Consider the following 22322-nt stretch of genomic DNA (forward strand, 5'->3'; position numbering starts at 1 on the left):
TTGATGAATCCGCCGGGCAGGGGTAGCATGGTCGCCTGTTTATTCGGGTGGACGCTTATGTTGATTTTTGATGGTCACAACGATCTGCTGCTTAATCTGTGGCTGCATCATCGCGATGCGCCCGCGCAGGCGTTTTATCAGGGTATTGAACGAGGCCACCTCGATTTTCCTCGCATTCAGCAGGGCGGACTCGGCGGCGGGTTGTTTGCGATCTTTGTGCCCCCGCAGGAGTACATTGCCCGCACCGTTCCGGCACGCGCCGAGGAGCCATATGAACCACTGCAGATTATGTGGCAACAGCTCGAAATTCTGCAGCAGCTGGCCGATGCGTCAGGTGGACGGGCGCGCATCTGCCGCAGCCATGACGAGATTGCGGCCTGCCGCGCCGCAGGCGTGCTGGCGATGGTGGCACATATCGAGGGCGCCGATGCGCTGGACGGCGACGGCGAGGCATTACAGGCGTTCTGGCAGGCCGGGGTGCGCAGCATCGGGCCCTTCTGGAATCTGCCTAACCGGTTTGGTCAGGGGGTTAGCGGCAGCTTTCCCGGCTCGCCCGATACCGGTCCGGGGCTGACGGCGGCGGGCGAGGCGCTGATTAAGCAGGCTAATGCGCTGCGAATGATGATCGACGTATCGCACATGAATGAAAAAGCGTTCCGGGATACCGCGCGACTCTCTGATGCGCCGCTGGTCGCCAGCCATTCCAATGCGCATGCGCTCTGTCCCCAGCCGCGTAACCTGACCGATGCCCAACTGGTGGCGATCCGCGACAGCGGCGGACTGGTCGGGATTAATTTCGGCAACGCCTTTTTGCGCGCCGATGGTCAGCGCGACAGTAACACTCCGTTGACAGAAATTGTTAAGCATTGTGATCATCTGTTGAGGATAATGGGCAGCGACCATGTGGCGTTTGGCTCCGATTTCGACGGTATAACCCCGCCGGAGGCGCTGGGCGATGTCAGCGGATTACCGCGTCTGCTCGCCGCTTTGCGGGAAGCGGGCTATGATCAAACACTGACAGAGAAGCTGGCGTGGGGAAACTGGCAGCGGGTTTTAGCGCAAACCGGTCTGTGATAACAATTTCCTTACTTCTTTCGGGTTGATCTCGACGCGCCATTGGCGCAACATCTGTCGGCAAATTTGTGACTGGGATCGCGTTTCACACCCGGTCGCCGGATTTTCTGGCCGCTAATTTACTGTTACTCAAGAGGAAATAAATCATGTGGAAAAAGCCAACTTTCGTTGATCTGCGTCTCGGCCTGGAAGTGACTCTGTACATCTCCAACCGTTAATAATTCTGCCCGCCATCTGCGCGGGCATTTTGTTTCAACTTCTGGTTTTCCTTCATGTTTATTAAAGTCCTCGGCTCAGCCGCTGGTGGCGGATTTCCGCAGTGGAACTGTAACTGCGCTAACTGTCATGGCGTGCGTACCGGCACCATTCAGGCCAGTGCACGTACCCAATCGTCGATTATCCTCAGCGATAATGGCGAAGACTGGGTGTTATGTAACGCCTCGCCCGACATCAGTCAGCAGATTCTGCATACGCCCGAATTAACCCGTCACGGGGTGCTGCGCGGCACGGCGATCGGCGCGATTATTCTGACCGACAGCCAGATCGACCACACCACCGGGCTGCTCAGCCTGCGTGAAGGCTGCCCACATCAGGTGTGGTGTACGCCGGAAGTGCATCACGACCTCAGCAGCGGCTTCCCGATCTTTCCGATGCTGACCCACTGGAACGGCGGTTTGCAGCACCGGCCGATCGCTCCGCTGACGCCGTTCAGCGTCGATGTCTGCCGCGATCTGCAGTTCACCGCGATTCCGATTCTCAGCAACGCGCCGCCCTATTCGCCTTACCGCGATCGGCCGCTGCCGGGCCACAACGTGGCGCTGTTTATCGAACATCGCACCAGCGGCAAAACGCTGCTGTATGCGCCGGGCCTCGGCGAACCGGATGCGGTGATCCTGCCGTGGCTGCAAAAAGCCGACTGCCTGCTGATCGACGGCACGGTCTGGCAGGATGATGAACTGCTGACCACCGGCGTCGGTAAAAATACCGGCAAAGCGATGGGTCACCTGGCGCTGGCCGAAGAGCAGGGGCTGATGGCGCTGCTGGCCTCGCTGCCGGCAAAACGCAAAATTCTGATTCACATTAACAACACCAATCCGATTCTCAACGAGCAGTCCCCTCAGCGTCAGTTCCTGACGCAGCAAGGGATTGAGGTGAGCTGGGACGGAATGGCGATCCACCTTCAGGACTAAATCATGCAGATCACTGACACGCTGTCGCCGCAGGCTTTTGAACAGGCCCTGCGCGACAAAGGCGCTTACTACCATATTCATCATCCGTATCACATCGCGATGCATAACGGTCAGGCGACGCGCGAGCAGATTCAGGGATGGGTGGCGAATCGCTTTTACTACCAGACCACCATTCCGCTGAAAGATGCTGCCATTATGGCTAACTGTCCCGATCCGGCGACCCGGCGTAAATGGGTGCAGCGTATCCTCGATCACGACGGCAGCAATGGCGCAGAAGGCGGAATTGAAGCCTGGCTGCAGCTCGGCGAAGCGGTCGGGCTAACGCGTGAAGAACTGATCTCCGAGCGGCACGTGCTGCCAGGCGTGCGTTTTGCGGTTGACGCCTACGTCAACTTTGCCCGTCGCGCCAACTGGCAGGAAGCAGCCTGCAGTTCGCTGACCGAGCTGTTTGCGCCGCAGATCCATCAGTCGCGCCTCGACAGCTGGCCACAGCACTATCCGTGGATCAAAGAAGAGGGCTATTTCTACTTCCGCAGCCGCCTGAGCCAGGCGAACCGCGATGTGGAACATGGCCTGGCGCTGGCGCTGGAATTCTGCACCACCGCTGAAAAGCAGAACCGGATGCTGGAAATTTTGCAGTTTAAGCTCGATATTTTGTGGAGCATGCTCGACGCGATGACCATGGCCTATGAGCTTAAGCGTCCGCCTTACCACACCGTCACCGACAAGGCGGCGTGGCACACCACCCGACTGGTATAACAGATGAATGAAAACTTGATTGCCGCGTTCCGTCGCGGCTACCGCATGCAGTGGGAAGCCGCGCAGGATAGCCACGTGGTGCTCTATCCGGAAGGGATGGCGAAGCTCAACGAAACCGCCGCGGCCATCCTTGCGCTGGTGGACGGCAAACAGGATATCGCCGCCATTATTGCCACGCTCGACAGCCGCTTCCCGGAAGCCGGCGGCGTCGGCGACGATGTGAAAGAGTTCCTGCAATCAGCCTATGAACAGAAGTGGATACAGTTCCGTGACCCCGAGTAAACCTGGCGTAAATCCGCCGCTCTGGCTGCTGGCGGAGCTGACCTATCGCTGCCCGCTGCAGTGCCCGTACTGCTCAAATCCGCTCGATTTTGCCCAGCAGGAAAAAGAGCTGACCACTGAGCAGTGGATCGAGGTGTTTCGCCAGGCGCGCGCCATGGGCAGCGTACAGCTCGGTTTTTCCGGCGGTGAGCCGCTGGTGCGTAAGGATCTGCCGGAGCTGATCAAAGCGGCGCGTGACCTCGGCTTCTACACCAATCTGATCACCTCCGGCATTGGCCTGACCGAGAAAAAGCTGGATGCGTTCAGCGAAGCCGGGCTGGATCATATTCAGATCAGTTTTCAGGCCAGTGATGAAACCCTGAACGCCGCGCTGGCCGGATCGAAAAAAGCCTTCCAGCAGAAGCTGGAAATGGCGAAGGCGGTTAAGGCGCACGGCTATCCGATGGTGCTGAACTTCGTGCTGCACCGCCATAACATCGACCAGATCGATAAAATCATCGATCTCTGCATCGAGCTGGAAGCGGATGATGTGGAGCTGGCGACCTGCCAGTTTTATGGCTGGGCGCAGCTCAACCGTGAAGGGCTGCTGCCGACCCGCGAACAGATTGCCCGCGCCGAAGCGGTGGTCAGCCGTTACCGTGAGCGGATGAGCGCCAGCGGTAACCTGACCAACCTGCTGTTCGTCACGCCTGACTATTATGAAGAGCGTCCGAAAGGCTGCATGGGCGGCTGGGGCGCGATTTTCCTCAGCGTCACGCCGGAAGGCACCGCGCTGCCGTGCCACAGTGCGCGCCAGCTGCCGGTGGAGTTTCCGTCGGTGCTGGATCAGCGGCTGGATGACATCTGGTATCACTCGTTTGGTTTTAACCGTTATCGCGGTTACGACTGGATGCCGGAGCCGTGCCGCTCCTGCGACGAGAAAGAGAAGGACTTTGGCGGCTGTCGCTGTCAGGCTTACATGCTGACCGGCAATGCCGACAACGCCGATCCGGTCTGCAGCAAATCGCCGCATCACGACACGATCCTCGCCGCACGCCGCGAAGCCGATTGCAGCGACATCAAAATTGGACAGCTGCAGTTCCGCAATCGCAGCAATTCTCAGCTGATCTACAAGACCCGGAACCTGTAACCGTGCGCCGCCTGGAGATTAACGGCTTGCGGGTGGAACTAGTGCATCAGCCTGATGCGCGCCAGGCCGCAGCGTTAATTCAGGTCGGCGCCGGCAGCCATGATGAGCCGGACCGCTGGCCGGGGCTGGCGCACCTGCTGGAGCATCTGCTGTTCACCGGCAGCGCTGGCTGGCCGGACGACGGGCGACTGATGAGCTGGATTGCCGCGCAGGGTGGTCGGGTCAACGCCACCACGCTGGCCCGGCGCAGCGCCTGGTTTTTTGAGGTTGCGCCACCGCAGCTGGCTGACGGACTGGCGCGCCTGCAGGATATGCTGTGCCATCCGCTGCTCGACCATCAGGCAATCCGTCAGGAAATCGCGGTGATTGAGGCTGAATATCAGCTGATCCAGCAGCATCAACCCTCCCGTACCGAAGCCGCGCTACTGCATGCCGCCACCTCACCACCGGCGTTTCGGCGCTTTCAGATTGGCAGTCGCGCCAGCTTTGGCGAAGAGATGACCGCGCTGCAACAGGCGCTGCGTCAGTTCCATCAGCGCCATTTTTATGCCGCTAATATGCAGCTCTGGCTACAGGGACCGCAGTCGCTGGACCAGCTTGAGCAGCTGGCGCGCACCTTTGCCGCCGCGCTGCCGGACGGTCAGTGGCAGCAGGAGACGCCGCGGCCCACGCTGTCGGTCAGTGCCGGATTGCGGCTTGCCAACAGCACACCGGCCGCGCTGTGGCGCAGCTGGCTGCTGGACAGTAGTGACGGTGTCACGTTATGGCGCGAATTTCTGCTGGAAGAAGCGCCGGGCTCGCTGCTGGCCACACTGCGCCAGCAGCGACTGGCCGATCGGCTGAGCCTGAAGTGGCTCTACCAGGCGGATAATGCGGTGTGGCTGGCGCTGAGCATCGACACCGATCAGCCTGAAGCGGTTAACGCACTGTTCGGGCGCTGGTTAGCCGCACTGAAGCAGACCCGTCAGCCGCAGCAACAGCATTATCTTCAGCTGGCGCAACAGCGTTTTGCGGCGCTGACGCCGCTCGATCAGCTGCGTGAGCGCGCCTTTGGCTTTGCCCCGCAAGCCGGGGTCGGCGCGTTTGCGTCATGGCTGGCCACGCTGGCGGATGCGCCCGGCACCACGCTGGTGTGCAGCCCGCAGGCGGCTGAGGAAAATTGCCACACCCAGGGCTTCAGTCTGGCATTGCACCCGTGGCAGCCGGTGCTGCCTGCCGCCAGCAGTGCGGCAGAATTCGCTTTCTATCCGCTGGCGGCACCGCTGACCCATCAGCCGCTGCCGTCGCAGGCGGTGCCGTTGCCGCATTATTCTGCTGCGGAACCGACCGGCCACGGCGAGGCTGACAGTCCGACCGCTGAGGCGGGCCACGACGCCGACCCGGCCAGCAACAAAACCGCCACGCTGCTGCTGCGGCCGGAGTTTTTTTCAACCTTCAGCGCGGCCGTGGGTCACGCTTATGGTCGCCGGCTGCGTCCGTTGTTCGCCGCCTTGCGTCACTCAGGTGGCCAGGGCGAATGGCAGGAAGTGGAGGGCGTGTGGCAACTGACGCTGCAACTGCCCCACGACCTGGCGGTGGCGGACTGGGCGCTGCATCAGCTGGTGCAGGCGCTGACGCCACCGGTCGACGACGAACCGCTACCGCCGCCCGACACTATTGCCATCCGCGCACTGTTGCAGCAGTTGCCTTATCAGCTGACATCAACCTTTTCACCAGCCTGCTGGCGGGCGCTGTTCACCGGCGGCAGCCCGGCGCTGCAGACGCTGATTGCCCGCCGACTGAGCGCGCTGCCGCTGCCGGTCAATCCGGCAGCACCGCCGATGCGGATGACCGCACCGAGCGGCATGATCGCGCTGCCGCACGCCAGCCGCGATAACGCCTTGCTGCTGTTTATTCCGCTGCACCAGGCGTCACGCGCTTCGCCCCAGCAGGCGCAACAGCTGGCTGCGCTGCGGGCGCTGGCGCTGCTGTATGAGCCGCGTTTCTTCCAGCGTTACCGGGTAGAACAGCAGATAGGGTATGTGGTCAGCAGCCGCTATCTGCGCTGCGCCGATCAGGATGGCGTGCTGTTCACGCTGCAGTCGCCCGATTACAGCGCGCTGTCGCTGCTGCGCTACTGCCGTAATTTTCTGCGTTCACTGAATGAGGCGCTGGCAGGCTGCGATCTGGTGGCACTGAAGGCCAGTCTGCATCGCGAACGGCTTGATACACCGCTGGCCCGGTTACGCCAGCTGAATGGCCTGACCGACCCGGATGCGGCGGCGATAGAGGCGCTGGACGTTGTCAGCTTGCAGCAACTGCACCACGACCTGATTCAGGCGCGGCGTCGCTGGCGGGTCTTATTTACCACCGGTGGTGCGACCTGAGTTGCAGCAGCAAGGTTGCTGAATTTATTTGAAAATTACCGACAAATCTCTTCACTGTTTATTCCGGTCGAATTGCACCACACTCAGTTTACATTTTTGAGTTGTACAAGGAATTTATCGTGAAGAACCTCAAGCGTATTGCGCTGCCCCTGTTAGCCGTTGCCAGCCTGTATGTTCCTGTCTCTCAGGCAGAAGCGATGCACTACCAGCTCAATCCTGAGCACACCTCGGTGGTGGTCAGCTGGAATCATTTCGGTTTCTCACACCCGACCGCCGATATCCCGGATGCCAGCGGCACGCTGGTGTTCGATAAAGATCATCCTGAGCAGTCACGTGTTGATGTAACGCTGCCGGTCAGCAAAATCGACAGCCACGTTGCGGCGCTGACCAAAGAATTTAACGGTGCAGACTATTTCGACACCGCAAAATACCCGACCGCGACCTTCCACAGCACCAAAGTGGTGGCGAAGGGTGATAACCGTTTTGACGTTGAAGGTAACCTGACGCTAAAAGGCATCACCAAACCGGTGACGCTGCACGCCACGCTGAACAAGCAGGGTGAGCATCCGATGGTGAAGAAGCAGGCGATTGGTTTTGATGCCACCGGCACCATCAAGCGCTCCGACTTTAAGCTGGATAAATATGTTCCGGCGGTAGGTGATGAGGTTGCGCTGACCCTGTCGACTGAAGCCTACGCTAAATAACTGCGGGCCACGCAATAAGGGCCGCCGCCCTTATTGCGTATCGCTTACTGCGCCCAGAATTTCTTCTTACTGGTTTTACCGATCCCCGGATTAAAACTGTTGCTCGGGTCCAGCATCCGCCAGTGCGCTGCGTGTTCGTCTGACGCGCGATAGAGATGGCCGACATTGTGTTCCGCCGGATACTTCGCACCGCGCTGCTCCAGCACCGCAATCACCGCCTGCTTAAACGCCTTCGCATCCACGCCCGGTTTCAGCACATAATCCTGATGATTGACGTAACAGAAAAAATGGCCACAGCAGGAGTCGACCTGCACCTGTTCCGCCAGCTCGGGCGGCAGTTCAATGCGCCACGCCCGATCGTTACGCCGTAACGCCACGTCAAATGCCACCAGCCGCTGATCGGGGTCGTAGCCGAGATAATCACAGTAAGAGATGGTGCAGCCGCCAACGCCGAAGCGCACCAGAAACGCATCGCGCGCTTCCCGCTGGTTACACAGGAAAAAATCGCCCTGACCCTGACTGAAGAAGCGGGTCAGCAGGCCCTCCAGCTCTGCGGTCTGCTGTGCTTCCACTTTGATCATCAGATGATGCTCAAACCGGTCGCGGTAGGCCATAATGCGCGGCGCCACACCGCGCGGGGTGATCTGATTAAAGAACTGCAGCAGTCGATCGACACTGTTACGCGGTAAAAACGGCAGATGGCTGACCCTCACATCCCAGCGGGCTTTCTTCGCCATCAGTCCAGGCAGCGCCTGCGGACCGAGTTTGCCAATCGCCAGCATCATATGTTTACTGTAGCGCACCGTGAGATCAAAGGCGTTGCGATGGATATATTCAGCCTGAATCGGCAGCGCCTGCATCTCTGCCAGCAGCACCCGCCGCAGCGCCACCAGCTGCTGCTCATCGTCGCTGCCAATATAGAAGGTCCGGGTCTGCGGACTGGCTTCAAAAGTCGGCAGACGCACCGCAAACACCACCACCTTACCGGCGCTGCCAGCGCTTTCATGCAGATAACGCCGATCGCCATTAAAGCGCGACGGGCTGTCCGCCGCCGTGTCCCGCAGCTGGCTGGCGTAGTCGTCAGCCCAGATTTTCCCCGCCCAGTCAGGCCGGTCGCCGGTGGTGTAGTTCTGCTGTTCCAGCCGCTGTAACATCTCTTCCGGGCTCTCTCCCAGATCGATACCCAGATGATTCACCATCTCCAGCCGCCCATCGTCATGCAGACGGGCAAACAGCGACTTTTCGGTAAAGGCCGGACCGCGCCGGATCAGCGATCCGCCGGAGTTATTACAGATACCGCCAATCACCGATGCGCCGATACAGGAGGAGCCGATCACCGAATGGGGCTCCCGGCCCAGCGGGGCGAGAATGTTCTCCAGCTCGGTCAGGGTGGCACCCGGAAAGGCGATCACCTGACGCGCCTGGTCGATCACCTGTACGCCTTTCAACCGACGGGTACTGACAATCACCACCTCGCGATCGTAATCATTGCCATCCGGCGTCGAGCCACCGGTCACTCCGGTATTGGCTGCCTGCATCAGCACAATGGCGTTGCTGGCGCAGCAGATTTGCAGGACCTGCCACAGCTGCAGCAGCGTCTGCGGCAGCACCACGGCCAGCGCTTCACCCCGACCGACCCGAAATCCTTTGGTGTACCAGGCTTTATCATCCCGTTCGGTGAGCAGACTTTTCACACCGACCCGTTCGCCAAGCTGGCGGAGCATAAGCTGCGAGGAGGTCATTTCATCTCATTATTTTGGTTAACAAGGGGTCTCATTGGACAGCCAGCGACATTCCACTGTCAATCATTGATCGCCATCGAAATAACAAAAATAGCGGCGGTTGCGGCGTTTTTAATCGGCTATTCACCCCGGAGACCCGACGGAAATAGCCGCCGAACCGTAAAAAATGAGGTGAAAATCACAGATTTGTTATGACAGATCGCCAGTCGATCGGCAGATCGATTGCCGACCACAATATTCCCCGGCTCCGTTAGCTAACCCGCTGATATATCAGGATTCACGTCGAGCCTGCCAGCGATGTTAATTGTGATAACGATCACAAATAAGCTCAGTAATAAAGCGCTGTCAATCATCACACCTGGAAAATACCGCTCGTAACTGTGATCTCCGTTGCAAATAACAACGCCTTATCCCGGAACAATGAAACCCGGCACCAATTAAGCCAGCGGGGGGAAATAATGCGAATCGGAATAGTGATCAGCGGTGGCGATGTCAGCGGCATTAATAATTTTGTTTTTCAGGTCGGCCGACTGACCCAGGCAGAGATCGTGATATTTGACGGCGGCATACCCGGTTTATTAAACCATTGCCATCGGGATATTAGTCAGCGTGATCTGCTCGACTTTTCTATCGCCCCGATCCCGGTGATGCAATCGGGACGGACGCAAAAAAAATTGCTGCGCAGTGAATATGAAATGATTGCCCGCCAGCTAAAGAGCGCACGGATTGAAGTATTAATCATGGCGGGCGGTGACGGGTCGCTGCAATTTCTGCATACCCTGTCGGAATCTGGCGTCAATTGTTTTGGCGTCGGCATGACGATTGATAACGATGTATTTGGCAGTGATTATACGCTCGGTTTTTCCACCGCCTGCGAGCAGGTATTAAAAGAGGTGGCGAAGCTGCGTAATACCGGCCGGGCATTACCCGGACGGGTCTTTATGCTGGAGTTGCTCGGTGGCTATTGCGGCGAGTTAACCCTGCAGTCGGCGTTAAAATCCAATGCCGATTTTGCGCTGATCCCGGAGTGTCAGATCCCACTGCCGCAGCTGGCACAACGCATCACCCAGCGGCTGGCGCAGCAGAACAGCGTGGTGATCCTCTGCTCAGAGGGCTACACCCGTGAATATTCACCCGGTTTTCAGGGGGCGATCGATACCTTAATCAAACAGCTGGAACCGTTAATTGGCGTCCGCATCCGCAAAACCATTCTCGGTTACGGGCTGCGTAATGGTGAACCCACCTGCGAGGAAATTTATCAGGGCACCATTATGGCCAGTGAAGTGGTGCGTTGTATTCAGTCAGGAATGCGCAATAAAGCGGTGATTATTAATGGCAGTAATAAACCGATTCCGATTGATTTAATAAGCATGCAAAAACGCCTGGTCGATACCGACGGGCATCATTACAAGCTCGCTAAACAACTGCAAATTCTGTGAGGAGAAAACCATGCTGAAAATTTTATGTGTCTGTGGCTGCGGATTAGGATCCAGTTTTGCGATTGAGATGAGCGCAAAAGCGGTATTAAAGAAACTGGAAATTGACGCGGATATTGACCACACCACCATTTCTGAAGCCAACGCGTTTAAATCAGACATGATCCTGACGCAAAAAGCGTTTGCCGATGTATTAAATGCCGATGCCAGTCCGGAACAGATTAAACGGGTCATTATTCTCAACAAGCTTACCGATAAATCGGAAATTGAGCAAAAGATCGTGGCCTTTTTAAAAGAACGCAACATGAAGGTCGCTGCCCATGAATAGTGTGATCGACTTCCTGGTAAAAGACTTATTAGGGCAGGCGTCGATTCTGATCGCCTTTATTGCCCTGATTGGTCTGCTGCTGCAGAAAAAATCGGCCGGCAAGGTGGTGGAAGGCACCTTTAAAACCCTGCTGGGCTTTTTAATTATGATGGCCGGTATCAATATTATTGTCGGCACGCTGACCTTCCTTAACACCATATTTACCCACGGCTTCGGGATGCAGGGCTATATCACCGATGTGGCGGCGATTGCCGGGCTGGCCAACCGTGAACTGGGATCGGAGGTGGCGTTGACCCTGCTGGTGATTTTTATCGTCAACATCATCATCGCTCGCCTGACGCCGTTTAAGTACATCTTCCTCACCGGCCAGGCGCTGCTGTGGATGGCAACGATTGGTGCGGTGATTGGCTACAAGGCGGGGCTGAGCGGTCTGCCACTGATCCTGACCGGCGGCATTTTCGGCGGGATTATGGCAGTGGTGATGCCTGCACTGGCGCAGCCGGTGGTGCGGCGGATTACCGACTCTGATGATGTCGCGCTGGGCCACTTCTGCACCATCGGGTATCTGGTGACGGCAGCGGTGGCGAAGGTGGTCGGTAAAGGGTCGCGCTCAACCGAAGACCTGAAGCTGCCGGATAACTTCAAGTTCCTGCAGGACACCTATCTGTCGATGGCGCTGGTGATGGTACCGATGTACCTGATCCCGGCGCTGGCGGCCGGCCCGGCGTTTATTGCCCAGTACAGCAACGGCATGAACTACCTGATGTACGCCTTTATGCAGGCGATTCAGTTCGTCGCCGGGGTGTTCGTGCTCTACAGCGGGGTGCGTCTGCTGCTTAACGAGCTGGTGCCGGCTTTCCGTGGGATTGCGATGCGGGTGGTACCGGACGCTAAACCGGCGCTCGACTGCCCGGTGATGTTTCCCTACGCGCCAAACGCGGTGATTGTCGGCTTCCTTGCCACCACGCTCGGCTCCATCGTCGGCATGCTGGTCTTCCCGATGTTTGGCCTGGCGATGATCCTGCCCGGGCTGCTGACCAACTTCTTCGCGGGCGGCACCGCCGGGCGATGATTGGCGGCTTTGTCCACGGCCTGTTCATCACGCTGCTGCCGGCAATTCTGGTTCCGATGCTGGAGAGCTACGGCTTCACCGGCGTGACCTTCAGCGATTCCGACGTGATCAGCACCGGTCTGGTACTCGGCCACGCCTTCCAGAACAACTGGCTGTTTGTCGCCCTGTTTATCGCTTTCGTTACTGCACTCGCCTGGTTTGTTAACGGGAAATCCACTAAGCCACAAGAGGAAAAAATCCATGAAACTTTATAATTTCGCCGATCTGTTACAGCTGGCTAAGCAACGCGATTTTAAAGCGGTCGGCTCGTTTAACCTGCACTGCCTGGAGATGCTGCCGGCCTATTTTAAAGCGGCGGAAAAAACCAACAGCCCGTTAATGATTCAGATCTCCACCGGTACGGCGAAATACCTGGGTCATAAACTGCTGGTCGATGCGATTAAATCATTGTCAGAAAGCACCGGCGTCCCGACCTGTCTGCACCTTGATCACTGTTCCGACCTGGCGGCGATTCAGACCGCCATCGACGCCGGTTTTAGCTCGGTGATGTATGACGGATCGCATCTGCCGATTGAGGAGAATATCGCCAACACCCGTCGGGTCATCGACATGGCGCGGCCGCACAACGTCTCGGTAGAGGCGGAACTCGGGGCGATTGGCGGTTCAGAAGATGGCAAATGCGTCGAAATGGAGGCAATTGCCTTCACCCCGGTAGAGGATGCCAGACGCTTCGTGGAGGAGACCGGCGTCGATATGCTGGCGATTTCGATCGGCACGGTGCATGGCCTGTATACCGGTAAAGCGCATATTCAGCATCAGCGGCTGGCGGACATTACCGCCGCCACCCACACGCCGCTGGTACTGCACGGCGGGACCGGCGTCAGTGACGAAGATATGCGTTTAGCGGTGCGCAGCGGCATTGAAAAGGTCAACGTCGGCACGGAAATGAATGTGCAGTGGGTCGCACAATGCAAAACCAGCTTTGAAAAAGGCAAGGTCAACGACAGCGTGCGTAATTTTCTGGTACCGGCCAATGATGCGGTGACCAGCGTGCTGGTTGAGAAGATGCAGTTGTTCCGTTAATCGCCCGGTCTGAGGGCGCGGCCGACCTGAATCAGCGGTCAGTCGATCTGTTGAATCTGGTTCTTTATTAAGTATTAACCTGAGGTGCCCCGGCGCCGGTCGGGGCAGGAGACGCTATGTTTGGATTCTTAAAAAAGTCGCCGCCAGCTGAACAGCCGGATGCGGAACAGCAGGACCAGCAGGCGCAAGCCAGCCGCGAGAAAATTACCGAACTGGAAAATAAACTGGCTGCCAATCCGCGTGATGGCGAGACGCAGAAGCAATTAATGCTGGAATATAACCGGGCATTAAGCTTATTTGCCAAAAGCCGTCGCTACCGAAATGAAATTGATGCGCTGTTTGTCAAAATCGATGAATTACGCAATGTGGTTCGCCAGTCGATTTAAGGAGAGTGGATGAGCATTAAGCAGCTATTGCAACAAGCTAACGCGATTCAGGTCGGAATTGACGCCACGGACTGGCGTCAGGTGATCGCGCTGGCCGCCGAACCGCTGGTCAGCGGCGGCTACCTTGAGGCGCGCTATCCGGCAGAGGTGATCGCCAATACGCTGACTCACGGCGCGTATTACGTGTTTGACGAAGGCATCGCCATGCCGCATGCCCGGCCGGAAGCCGGTGTGATCCGCGACTGCTTCAGCCTGATTGTACTGGCGCAGCCGATCTCGTTTGCCGGCAGTGAAAAAGCGGACATCGTGATTATGTTCGGCGCGCGCGACAGTAATGCGCATATCGAAGAGGGCATCCGCGCCATTGTCTCGCTGCTGGAAGATGAAGAGACGCTGGTCAGATTACGTCAGGCCCGCAGCGCCGCGGAGGTCATTGATATCTTATGACGACAACAACCCCGTTAAAACGCGTGGTGCTGGTAAACGGAATCCCGGCCTCGGGAAAAAGTACCCTGACACGTGCGCTGTCGCACCGCTTCGGCTGGCCGGTGCTGACGCTCGACAGCCTGAAGGAACCCTTTATGGCCTGCTTTGCGCCGGTCGACCGGCAGCGTAACCGGCAGCTCGGCTGCGCTGCCTATCAGGCGATCTGGAACATTGTCGGTCAGGCACCGGCCAGTCAGATCTGGCTGATTGACGCCTGGTTTGGCTTTCAGTCACGCGCGGTGCTGGAACAGGGCCTGCAGCAGGCTGGCGTCGGCGCGGTGCTGGAGCTGTGGATGCAGATCGCCCCGGAGGCGGCAGTGGCGCGTTACCAGGCGCGGCTATCGCAGCGGCTGCCCGGCCATCCCGGCGCGGAATATCTGCCCGAACTGCGCCAGCTGGCGCAACAGGCAGAGCCAATGGCGCTGGGGCCGGTGCTGCGGGTCAACGCCAGCGCGCAGGATGAGCTGGCGGTGGCCCGCTGGTTACAGCAACAGCTGGAGAGAAACAGCTACACTTCACCTCAATGTCCGACGAGTGAGGAGTTGCAGCATGTCATCACCCCCTTATCTGCAAACCGGTGAGAGCGCCGTGCTGTATGACGGCGTCTGTAAGCTGTGCAATGGCTGGGTCCGGTTCCTGCTGCGCCATCGACTGGCGCGGCAGGTTCGTTTTGCGGCGGTACAGAGCGAGCAGGGCAAGGCGCTGCTGTGCTGGGCCGGATTACCGCAGGAGAACGTCAGCACCATTGTCTATATCGCCGATAATCAGCACTGGCTGCGGGCGCAGGCGGTATTCCGCGTGATGCAGCATATGCCGGCACCGTGGCGCGGCCTCAGCGTGTTGCGCCATTTTCCGGATGCCATCAGTAATTTTGCCTACGATCGTATCGCCCTGAATCGCTACAAGCTGTTTGGCCGCTACGACAGTCAGCAGGCAATTACCCCCGATTATCCAGAGCGCTTTTTGCATCCGCTGGACCCGTCGCGCTGAAGCGGCCAGGCACATTACAGGGTAAACACCGTCCGGCAGCGGCTGTCGTCTTCATCCCACGCCTGCGCAACCTCGCTTAACGGACGCGCCCGGAAGGGCACCGAAAAGTGGTGAGGCCCGGCGGCCTGCAGCATTTCGCCGATTGAGGCGATCAGCTCGCTGTCGGCGACGCTGCCAAGGCCGCTGCCCATCAGCGTCAGCCCGGAGGCGCGCAGCAATTTGCTGTGCAGCGGAATCTCCTGACCGCTCAGCGACCCAATCTGCACAAAACGCACCACCTTGTCGCCGCCGCTGACTGCGGCCGTCATGATCGCCAGCGCGCTCTCTCCCCACAGGTAATCCAGCACGACATCAATGCCTTCTGCCATCAGGGCGGGCAGGTCGGTCGCCAGCGCCGCCAGCGTCAGGGTGATATCGGCTCCTTCCTGCTGCAGCTGTTGCAGCGTTTCACTGTTGCGGCCGGAGGCAATGATTTTTCCCGCGCCCAGACTGCGGGCAATGCGGATCGCCAGCCGGCCAGAGGTGCCGGTCGCGCCGTTAATCAGCACCGTTTCACCGGGCCGCAGCGCCGCCCGACGGGTCAGTGCGGTCCAGGATGACATCCCCGGATTGGCGATAGCCGCAGCGACCACCGGATCAAGCGTTGGCGGCAGCGCAATCAGGCACTCGCTTCGCACCAGGGTGCGCTGCGCCATGCTGCCCCAGCCTGCGTCGAACGCCAGAAAATAGACCGCATCGCCGTTATCGAGGTAGCCGGTGCCATCAATACCGGGAATCAACGGATAGCCTGCCGCGCCACTGTAATGGGTGCCAGCCGCGCGTGATTTTGCCAGCTGGCTGATGGCGGCGGCTTTCACCGTCACCCGCTGCTGGCCTGCTGCTGCCTGCGGTTCGGGAAAATCACCGTAGTAGGGTGTCGCGCCTGCCCGATCGATTATTGCTGCTTTCATGGATTGCGGCCTTCTGTCTGCGGTTAAATAGGTGTAGAGTACACACATTATTCCTGCCTCTGGATGGCGTCAATGAAAAAAGTGCAAAATACACATAATTCATCGTTCGATGCGCTGCATAACAGCTTACTCACCATTGTGGCTGCCTTTAACCGGCCACAGCGCGATCTGGCGATGATCAGAGGCGCGGGCATTGAGCTTGATCGCGCCCTGTTCCCGCTGCTGGTGCAGGTTGGCCGGTTCGGACCGATCGGGGTCGGAGAGCTCGCCGATCGGGTCGGGCGTGATTACACCACCGTCAGCCGACAGGTGGCGAAGCTGGAAGAGACTGGCCTGGTGCAGCGACAAAAAAATGCCGCGGATAAGCGGATCAACGAGGCGGCAATTACCCAGGCCGGTAAAGCGATGACCGATAAAATCGATGCGCAACGGGCGCAGATCTACCAGCGGGTGTTCGACCACTGGCCGCAGAGCGATCGTGCCACACTGGAACAGTTGTTGCAGCAATTTGTGAGCGACTTTAGCGCTTTGCAGGGCGATGAGAGGGACGACGCGTGATGCAGGTGACAGGAGGACGCAACCATGCCGGTTAATATCGATCTCAACGATCTCTATGCGTTTCGCGCGCTGGTGGAGTATGGCAATTTTCGTCTCGCGGCGGACTCAATCTGCCTGTCACAGTCGGCGCTGAGCCGCAGAATAGACAAGCTGGAGACGGCGCTGGGGATCCGTTTGTTTGAGCGCACCACCCGCCGGGTCACCCTGACGCTAAAAGGCCACGCCTTTGCCGAACGGTCAGACAAGCTGCTGGTAGATTTTGAAGAGGTGATGGCCGATCTGAGTGAGGTCAGTCTGGCGCGGACCGGGCTGATCACCGTCGCCTGTGTGCCCTCCGCCGCCTATTATTTTATGCCCAACATCATCCGGCTGTTTCAGGCGCGCTATCCACGGGTGCGGGTCAAGTTAATCGACAGCAGCGCCGCCAATGTCTATGACGCGGTGATTGGCGGTCAGGCCGATTTCGGCCTTAGCTTTTCCGGCCGGGCGCAGCCCGATGTCCATTTTCTGCCGCTGATCGACGATCCCTACGTGGCGGCCTGTCGGCATGAACATCCGATCGCGGCAAAACAGAGCCTGAGCTGGCGGGAGTTTTATCAGCAGGAGTGGGTGGGGCTGGACAAGACCTCCGGCAACCGCAATCTGCTCGATCAGGCGCTGGAGCATATCGTGCCGGAGAAAGCCTGCATCTGTGAAACCCGGCATGTCACCACGATGCTCGGCATGGTTGAAGCGGGCCTCGGCATTGCTGCCGTGCCCGCTATGTCGATGCCGACCGCCGGTCACTCCGCGCTGACGGCGGTGCCGCTGACCGACCCGGCGGTGAAACGCACGGTGGGTCTGCTGCGAAAAAACGGCCGCACGCTGTCACACGTCGCCGGTGAGCTGGAAGCGCTGATTATTGAACAGTATCAGGCTGTCTGATTGGCTGTGACGCGCCAGCCGGTTGAGGCTGGCCGATCGGGTGCAGCCCGGTTTGACGTACCACCTGTTGGACCTCGGACGAGGCGAGCCAACGCAGTAGCCGGCGCGCTTCATCGGGCTGTGCTGACTGCCGTACCACCGCGCCGGCAAAGCGGGTGGTGTATTGCAGGCTGTCAGGTAACTCGCCAACAAAGGTAACGCCGGGCACCGGCAACAGTTCACTGACCTGCTGGAACCCGATCGCATATTTGCCGGCCGCGACTTGTGAGGCGACCGGAATCCGCTCTACTTTAAACGCCTTTGCGTTGACCCGATCCGCGATGCCCAGCCGGGTGAACAACTGGCTGCTGATGTACTGACCGCTGGCACTGTCGGAGTAGGCTATCGAGCGGGCGCTGAGCAGGGTGGCGCGCAGGGCACTTTCGCTGTCGATGGCGACCGGCGTTGCGCCTTGTTTGATCACCGCTCCGATGCGTGAATCGGCCAGTTCAACCCGCGAACCCGGCAGCGTGCGGCCCTGTTGTTCCAGATTGCCCAGCGCATCGCCCACCATAATCAGCAGATCGGCGCGTTCGCCCCGCGCCAGCCGGGCCGGGATCGCCTGCGGCGTTTTGCCCATCGACGGACCGGCCACCGTATTGATGCGGATCCCTTCCCGCGCCGCATAGCGAGGAGATAACTGGTCCCACGCCGCTTTAAAGCCGCCCGAGATCATCACGGTCAGCTCCCGGGCCTGGGCGCTGGCGCTGCCCGCCACGCTGATAAGCAGAGCGACCAACAGAGAATAGCGTTTCATATCAATCTCCTTAGCTCACGGCATTATTGGCGACAGGCAACGGATTGCCGGTCCGGCGGTAGAGGTAGAGCGTCGCCAGCAGGGCGCAGACGGCAGCAAAACTCATCCAGTAACCGGGCGACGCTTTATCGCCGGTCAGTTCAATCAGTCCGGTCGACATCACCGGCGTGAAACCGCCGAACAGCGCGGTGGCCAGGCTGTAGGCCAGCGAGAAGCCCGCAACCCGCACTTCACCCGGCATAATTTCGGTCAGCGCCGGGATCATCGCGCCGTTATACAGGCCGTAAATCAGTGACAGCCACAGCAGGACCCCGAGCATCATCGAAAAGCTGGGGGCCGCCGCCAGCAGGCTCAGCGCCGGGTAGCTGGTGGTCAGCGCCAGCAGCGTCATGGCGATCAGCAGCGGCTTGCGGCCGAAGCGATCCGACAGTGCGCCGCCAATCGGCAGCCAGATGAAATTCGACACCGCCACCAGCAGGGTCACCAGCAGGCTGTCAGAGGCGCTGAGCATCAGCACTTTTTTGCCAAAGGTCGGGGCATAAACGGTGATCAGGTAGAAGGCGGTCGTGGTCATCGCCACCATCAGCATTCCGGCGATCACCACCTGCCAGTTAGCCAGCAAAATTTTAAATACCTGTTTCAGCGCGGGTGGGTTGCGTCGGGCGCTGAATTCCGCCGTCTCTTCCAGTTTGCGGCGCAGCACGAAGATAAACGGCACGATCATGCAGCCGAACAGGAACGGAATCCGCCAGCCCCATTCGCGGATAGCGCTCTCGGCCAGCAGCGCATTCAGGATAAAGCCCATCGCTGCGGCCACCATGATCGCCACCTGCTGGCTACCTGACTGCCAGCTGGTATAAAAACCTTTGCGGCCTGGGGTGGCGATTTCGGCCAGATAAACCGACACGCCGCCCAGTTCGGCTCCCGCCGAAAAGCCCTGCAGCAAGCGTCCGGTCAGCACCAGCAGCGGTGCCCACAGGCCAATGCTCTGATAAGAAGGGATCAGCACAATCATGAAGGTGCCTGCCGCCATGATCGACAGCGTCACAATTAAGCCTTTGCGGCGGCCCACTTTGTCAATGTAAGCGCCGAGCACCACCGCGCCGATCGGGCGCATCAGGAAACCGGCACCGAATACCGCAAAGGTCATCATCAGCGAGGCAAACTCGCTGCTGGCCGGAAAGAAGGTGTGAGCGATGTAGGTGGCATAAAATCCAAACAGGAAAAAATCAAACTGCTCGAGAAAATTACCTGAGGTCACACGGAATATCGCGCCGATCCGGGCGCGGGTGGAAAGCGTAGTAGGTGAGGGGGTCTGCATCAGTGAGCTCCAGTCGGTGATTGACGCTTTTTGCCGCGCCTGTGACTGAAGAGTGGATCAGCGACCGGCGGTTAATAAGTGCAAAAAGGGCATGGATTGATGCGTGGCCTGCATGACTCGGCGAAGCTTGTGGGTTAAGTCGATTAATATCAGCGCGTTAGCGTAAAGGTGCGGGCGGCGGCGTTGCGGCTAACCCGCGCCACGAGTTTGCGGAAATGTGACAGAATTCATAACTGTGTAACAGCGCCGCTGCGGCGCTGGCCGGCAGGTCAGGAGCGCGTCACGCCAAACGTCTGTTGCAGCCGCTGTAAACCGGCCGCGCTGAACTGCACTTCACGGTAGCCGGGGTTGCGCGTAAGCCAGCCCTGCTGTTCGAAGGCGCTCAGCAGCGCCGCACCGGCATACCCGCCGAGGTGAAAGCGGCGCTCGCTCCAGTCCAGACAGCCGCAGCAGGCTTTGCGCCGTCCCGGCTGAGAGAGATCGATCTGTAACGCCGCAAACTGCTGCTGGCCAGAACGCGTGATGGCGCTGCCGTCCGCCGTTATCCATCCCTGCTGCTGCATTGCAGCATAGATCTGCACTGCAATTTCGCCCGCCAGATGATCGTAACAGGTGCGGGCGGTACGCAGCGCTGCCGGCGTGCGACTGTCCGGGGCAGCAACCCGCCGCCACGACACGCCCATCATGCTTTCAATCAGATCGGCGATGTCACTGCCGGTCAGCCGGTAATAACGGTGGCGGCCCTGCGCCAGGCAGACGATCAGCCCGCTGTTAATTAAACGATTGAGGTGCGCGCTGGCAGTCGAAGGCGCAACGTCGGTGACGGCGCTGAGTTCCGTGGCGGTCCAGGCGCGGCCATCCATCAGCGCTGACAGCATCCTCACGCGCGAGGTGTCGGCCATGGCGGCGGCGACCGCGACAATCGCCGCCTCAAGAGCGACGCTGTCGTCGGGGCGTTCATGCGGTTGTGATTTTGTCATCTGCCGGGACTGCCCATGCGGTTGTCAGCCTCGCGGCTGAGTGATTGTCGTCGGTGATCAGGATCAGCTGGTTAGCGTGGTCGCTGTATTGCACCAGAATATTAATGCCGGCGCTGGCCAGCCGCGCCGTTATCTCAGCCAGTTCACCGGGGCGCTGCTGGGGTAATTTGCGGATCAGCGGAGCGGTCACCGCCTGTACTGCGATTCCTTCCGCCTCCAGCACGGCCCGCGCCCGCTCGCCCTCCACCACCAGAAAATGCGCGTGGCTCTGCGCGCCAGCCGAGAACAGGCCGCCGCCTTCCAGTCCAATGCCGTGCTGGCCCAGCAGGCCGGTGAGACGGGAAAGGGTGCCAGCACTATTTTGCAGGATCACATGAATATCGAACATCTTAATTTGTCTCCGGTTTCGATGCATACTCTCTGACCAGTGTCGCAATGCGCAGCGAGTAACCGGCGAAAAGGGTCTCACGGCCTTCGCGTTGGGCAGCCTGATGCTGTGGATTGTTTTTCCAGGCCAGCACTGCCGCTTCATCGCGCCACCAGGACAGCGAGAGGATCTTTTTCTCATCGGTCAGGCTTTGAAAGCGCTCAATCGCGATAAAACCGTCGACCTGCGCCAGCAGCGGTTTGAGTTCTGCGGCCAGATGCAGGTAGCGAGCCTGGTGTTCGGGTCGGGCCTGGGCTTCAAACAGTACAGCGATCATCGGTTGTCTCCTTAGGGTGTCAGCAGCACAGTAGCGGGCGGGGCGGCGTGATGCTTCGGCCTGCTACGAAATATGCCTGTACGGCTAATCAACCAGACCATCATTTCACTATCATGGAGCAGGTAATATGTTCACCGGACTGAGTGCGTTTCCCCTGACCCCGTTTACGGCTGATAAGCCGGATGAAGCGGCATTTTTACGGCTGTTGCAGCGGCTGACTGAGGCCGGAGTGGACTCGCTTGGCGTGCTGGGCTCTACCGGCAGTTACGCTTACCTGACCCGCACGCAGCGCAGGCGTATCGCCGAACTGGCGGTCGCCCATGCTGGCGCTGTCCCGGTGATGATCGGTATCGGTGCGGTCAGCAGTGCTGAGGTGCTGCATCTGGCGGAAGATGCCCAGCAGGCGGGCGCATCGGCGCTGCTATTGCCGCCGCTTGGCTATCAGGCGCTGCGGGATGAAGAGGTGTTCACCCTCTACCAGACGGTTGCGCGTTACGCTTCGGTGCCGATCTGCGTCTACGACAATCCGGGCACCACCCATTTTACCTTTTCCGATGCGCTGATCGGCCGCATCGCCGCGCTGCCTGGCATCGCCTCAATAAAAATTCCCGGTGTACCGGCAGAATTGCCGGCGGCTGTTCAGCGCATCGCCCAACTGCGGGCCTTGCTGCCTGAAACTGTCTCAATCGGCGTCAGCGGCGATGCGTTTGCCGCAACCGGCCTGCTGGCGGGCTGTGATGGCTGGTACTCGGTCTGTGGCGGGCTGTTTCCGCGGGTAGCGAAGGCGATCGCTGAGGCGGCGCAGGCGGGCGATGATCGGCGCGTCACGATGCTGGATGCGCAACTGCAACCCTTGTGGGCGCTGTTCCGTCAGCATGGCGGCAGCCTGCGGGTGATGGCGGCGGCGGCCGCCATCCTGGGCCTGACAGCAGCAGACAATCTGCCGCGCCCGCTGTTATCGCTCTCCGGGGCCGATTATCAGCAGATCGCTGAGGTTGTGACCCCGCTGGAGCTGGCGTAGCCGGCGCGGGCAGGCGGGTCATAACCTGCCTGCTGCAACGC

At 59.4% G+C, this 22322-nt stretch carries 25 protein-coding genes and 1 pseudogene; 19 read left to right on the forward strand and 7 right to left on the reverse strand.

Going from position 1 to position 22322, the window contains the following annotated elements:
- The first annotated feature begins 57 nt into the window (after positions 1 to 57).
- From FHW04_RS04840 to FHW04_RS04875, 8 genes are all read left to right on the forward strand, one after another.
- Positions 58 to 1074, forward strand: coding sequence for a dipeptidase (locus tag FHW04_RS04840; protein ID WP_069728389.1), 1017 nt, complete (start codon positions 58 to 60; stop codon positions 1072 to 1074).
- Between the two features lie 146 nt (positions 1075 to 1220).
- Positions 1221 to 1292, forward strand: a complete 72-nt coding sequence (gene pqqA / locus FHW04_RS04845; protein WP_009090272.1) for a pyrroloquinoline quinone precursor peptide PqqA — start codon at positions 1221 to 1223, stop codon at positions 1290 to 1292.
- 54 nt (positions 1293 to 1346) lie between these two features.
- Entirely contained in the window at positions 1347 to 2264 is a 918-nt protein-coding gene (gene pqqB / locus FHW04_RS04850; RefSeq protein ID WP_089561537.1) for a pyrroloquinoline quinone biosynthesis protein PqqB, read from the forward strand.
- A 3-nt stretch (positions 2265 to 2267) separates the two neighbouring features.
- On the forward strand, positions 2268 to 3023 hold the full coding sequence (gene pqqC / locus FHW04_RS04855) for a pyrroloquinoline-quinone synthase PqqC (protein ID WP_031377893.1): 756 nt from the start codon (positions 2268 to 2270) through the stop codon (positions 3021 to 3023).
- A gap of 3 nt (positions 3024 to 3026) precedes the next feature.
- Positions 3027 to 3305, forward strand: coding sequence for a pyrroloquinoline quinone biosynthesis peptide chaperone PqqD (pqqD, locus tag FHW04_RS04860; protein WP_031377894.1), 279 nt, complete (start codon positions 3027 to 3029; stop codon positions 3303 to 3305).
- Complete coding sequence (gene pqqE / locus FHW04_RS04865) at positions 3292 to 4434, forward strand: pyrroloquinoline quinone biosynthesis protein PqqE (RefSeq protein WP_031377895.1); 1143 nt, start codon at positions 3292 to 3294, stop codon at positions 4432 to 4434. Before pqqD ends, pqqE begins: the two co-directional genes overlap by 14 nt.
- Before the next feature lie 17 nt (positions 4435 to 4451).
- Positions 4452 to 6800 carry a pyrroloquinoline quinone biosynthesis protein PqqF gene (gene pqqF, locus FHW04_RS04870; protein ID WP_286881895.1) on the forward strand — a complete coding sequence of 783 codons (2349 nt, stop codon included), beginning with the start codon at positions 4452 to 4454 and terminating at the stop codon, positions 6798 to 6800.
- 119 nt (positions 6801 to 6919) lie between these two features.
- The gene (locus tag FHW04_RS04875; RefSeq protein ID WP_069728278.1) at positions 6920 to 7504 is read left to right on the forward strand and encodes a YceI family protein; all 585 of its coding nucleotides are present in this window, start codon (positions 6920 to 6922) and stop codon (positions 7502 to 7504) included.
- Between the two features lie 44 nt (positions 7505 to 7548).
- On the opposite strand, the gene dld is transcribed toward FHW04_RS04875, so the two are convergent.
- A complete protein-coding gene (gene dld / locus FHW04_RS04880; RefSeq protein WP_089561538.1) occupies positions 7549 to 9246 on the reverse strand; it encodes a D-lactate dehydrogenase in 1698 nt (565 codons plus the stop codon).
- A 458-nt stretch (positions 9247 to 9704) separates the two neighbouring features.
- Here dld and FHW04_RS04885 point away from each other — a divergent pair, with 458 nt between their 5' ends.
- From FHW04_RS04885 to FHW04_RS04920, 8 genes and pseudogenes are all read left to right on the forward strand, one after another.
- A complete protein-coding gene (locus FHW04_RS04885) occupies positions 9705 to 10685 on the forward strand; it encodes a 6-phosphofructokinase (protein WP_069728280.1) in 981 nt (326 codons plus the stop codon).
- A 10-nt stretch (positions 10686 to 10695) separates the two neighbouring features.
- Positions 10696 to 11010, forward strand: a complete 315-nt coding sequence (locus FHW04_RS04890; protein WP_089561539.1) for a PTS sugar transporter subunit IIB — start codon at positions 10696 to 10698, stop codon at positions 11008 to 11010.
- Positions 11003 to 12336, forward strand: a pseudogene (locus FHW04_RS04895) (PTS sugar transporter subunit IIC). Before FHW04_RS04890 ends, FHW04_RS04895 begins: the two are co-directional and overlap by 8 nt.
- On the forward strand, positions 12323 to 13165 hold the full coding sequence (locus tag FHW04_RS04900; protein WP_031377539.1) for a class II fructose-bisphosphate aldolase: 843 nt from the start codon (positions 12323 to 12325) through the stop codon (positions 13163 to 13165). Before FHW04_RS04895 ends, FHW04_RS04900 begins: the two are co-directional and overlap by 14 nt.
- A 116-nt stretch (positions 13166 to 13281) precedes the next feature.
- Positions 13282 to 13551 (forward strand): hypothetical protein, encoded by a 270-nt coding sequence (locus tag FHW04_RS04905; protein ID WP_031377540.1) that lies wholly within the window; start codon positions 13282 to 13284, stop codon positions 13549 to 13551.
- A 9-nt stretch (positions 13552 to 13560) separates the two neighbouring features.
- On the forward strand, positions 13561 to 13998 hold the full coding sequence (locus FHW04_RS04910) for a PTS sugar transporter subunit IIA (protein ID WP_031377541.1): 438 nt from the start codon (positions 13561 to 13563) through the stop codon (positions 13996 to 13998).
- Complete coding sequence (locus tag FHW04_RS04915) at positions 13995 to 14618, forward strand: AAA family ATPase (RefSeq protein WP_046288328.1); 624 nt, start codon at positions 13995 to 13997, stop codon at positions 14616 to 14618. The genes FHW04_RS04910 and FHW04_RS04915 overlap by 4 nt, the downstream gene beginning before the upstream one ends.
- Positions 14587 to 15027, forward strand: coding sequence for a thiol-disulfide oxidoreductase DCC family protein (locus FHW04_RS04920; protein ID WP_089561540.1), 441 nt, complete (start codon positions 14587 to 14589; stop codon positions 15025 to 15027). The genes FHW04_RS04915 and FHW04_RS04920 overlap by 32 nt, the downstream gene beginning before the upstream one ends.
- A gap of 14 nt (positions 15028 to 15041) precedes the next feature.
- On the opposite strand, the gene FHW04_RS04925 is transcribed toward FHW04_RS04920, so the two are convergent.
- Entirely contained in the window at positions 15042 to 15977 is a 936-nt protein-coding gene (locus FHW04_RS04925) for a quinone oxidoreductase family protein (protein ID WP_089561541.1), read from the reverse strand.
- A gap of 72 nt (positions 15978 to 16049) precedes the next feature.
- On the opposite strand from FHW04_RS04925, the gene FHW04_RS04930 reads away from it, so the two are divergent.
- Both FHW04_RS04930 and FHW04_RS04935 read left to right on the forward strand, forming a co-directional pair.
- Positions 16050 to 16535: a MarR family winged helix-turn-helix transcriptional regulator gene (locus tag FHW04_RS04930; protein WP_046288327.1), complete on the forward strand. Its 486-nt coding sequence runs from the start codon at positions 16050 to 16052 to the stop codon at positions 16533 to 16535.
- A 24-nt stretch (positions 16536 to 16559) separates the two neighbouring features.
- Positions 16560 to 17459, forward strand: coding sequence for a LysR family transcriptional regulator (locus FHW04_RS04935; RefSeq protein ID WP_031377545.1), 900 nt, complete (start codon positions 16560 to 16562; stop codon positions 17457 to 17459).
- On the opposite strand, the gene FHW04_RS04940 is transcribed toward FHW04_RS04935, so the two are convergent.
- The 5 genes from FHW04_RS04940 to FHW04_RS04960 all read right to left on the reverse strand — a co-directional run bounded on the left by FHW04_RS04940 (position 17434) and on the right by FHW04_RS04960 (position 21260).
- The gene (locus FHW04_RS04940; protein WP_167375079.1) at positions 17434 to 18255 is read right to left on the reverse strand and encodes a molybdate ABC transporter substrate-binding protein; all 822 of its coding nucleotides are present in this window, start codon (positions 18253 to 18255) and stop codon (positions 17434 to 17436) included. The two genes, FHW04_RS04935 and FHW04_RS04940, sit on opposite strands and share 26 nt — an antisense overlap.
- A 10-nt stretch (positions 18256 to 18265) precedes the next feature.
- Positions 18266 to 19576, reverse strand: coding sequence for an MFS transporter (locus FHW04_RS04945; RefSeq protein WP_089561543.1), 1311 nt, complete (start codon positions 19574 to 19576; stop codon positions 18266 to 18268).
- 269 nt (positions 19577 to 19845) lie between these two features.
- Positions 19846 to 20556 (reverse strand): ArsR/SmtB family transcription factor, encoded by a 711-nt coding sequence (locus tag FHW04_RS04950; RefSeq protein ID WP_089561544.1) that lies wholly within the window; start codon positions 20554 to 20556, stop codon positions 19846 to 19848.
- The gene (locus FHW04_RS04955; RefSeq protein WP_089561545.1) at positions 20534 to 20944 is read right to left on the reverse strand and encodes an amino acid-binding protein; all 411 of its coding nucleotides are present in this window, start codon (positions 20942 to 20944) and stop codon (positions 20534 to 20536) included. Before FHW04_RS04955 ends, FHW04_RS04950 begins: the two co-directional genes overlap by 23 nt.
- Before the next feature lies 1 nt (position 20945).
- Positions 20946 to 21260 (reverse strand): antibiotic biosynthesis monooxygenase family protein, encoded by a 315-nt coding sequence (locus tag FHW04_RS04960; RefSeq protein WP_031378238.1) that lies wholly within the window; start codon positions 21258 to 21260, stop codon positions 20946 to 20948.
- A 127-nt stretch (positions 21261 to 21387) separates the two neighbouring features.
- Here FHW04_RS04960 and FHW04_RS04965 point away from each other — a divergent pair, with 127 nt between their 5' ends.
- Positions 21388 to 22281 carry a dihydrodipicolinate synthase family protein gene (locus FHW04_RS04965; RefSeq protein WP_089561546.1) on the forward strand — a complete coding sequence of 298 codons (894 nt, stop codon included), beginning with the start codon at positions 21388 to 21390 and terminating at the stop codon, positions 22279 to 22281.
- Positions 22282 to 22322: the final 41 nt, after the last annotated feature.

This window comes from Pantoea sp. AN62 (assembly GCF_050432985.1).
In the GTDB taxonomy this organism is placed as follows: domain Bacteria; phylum Pseudomonadota; class Gammaproteobacteria; order Enterobacterales; family Enterobacteriaceae; genus Pantoea; species Pantoea brenneri.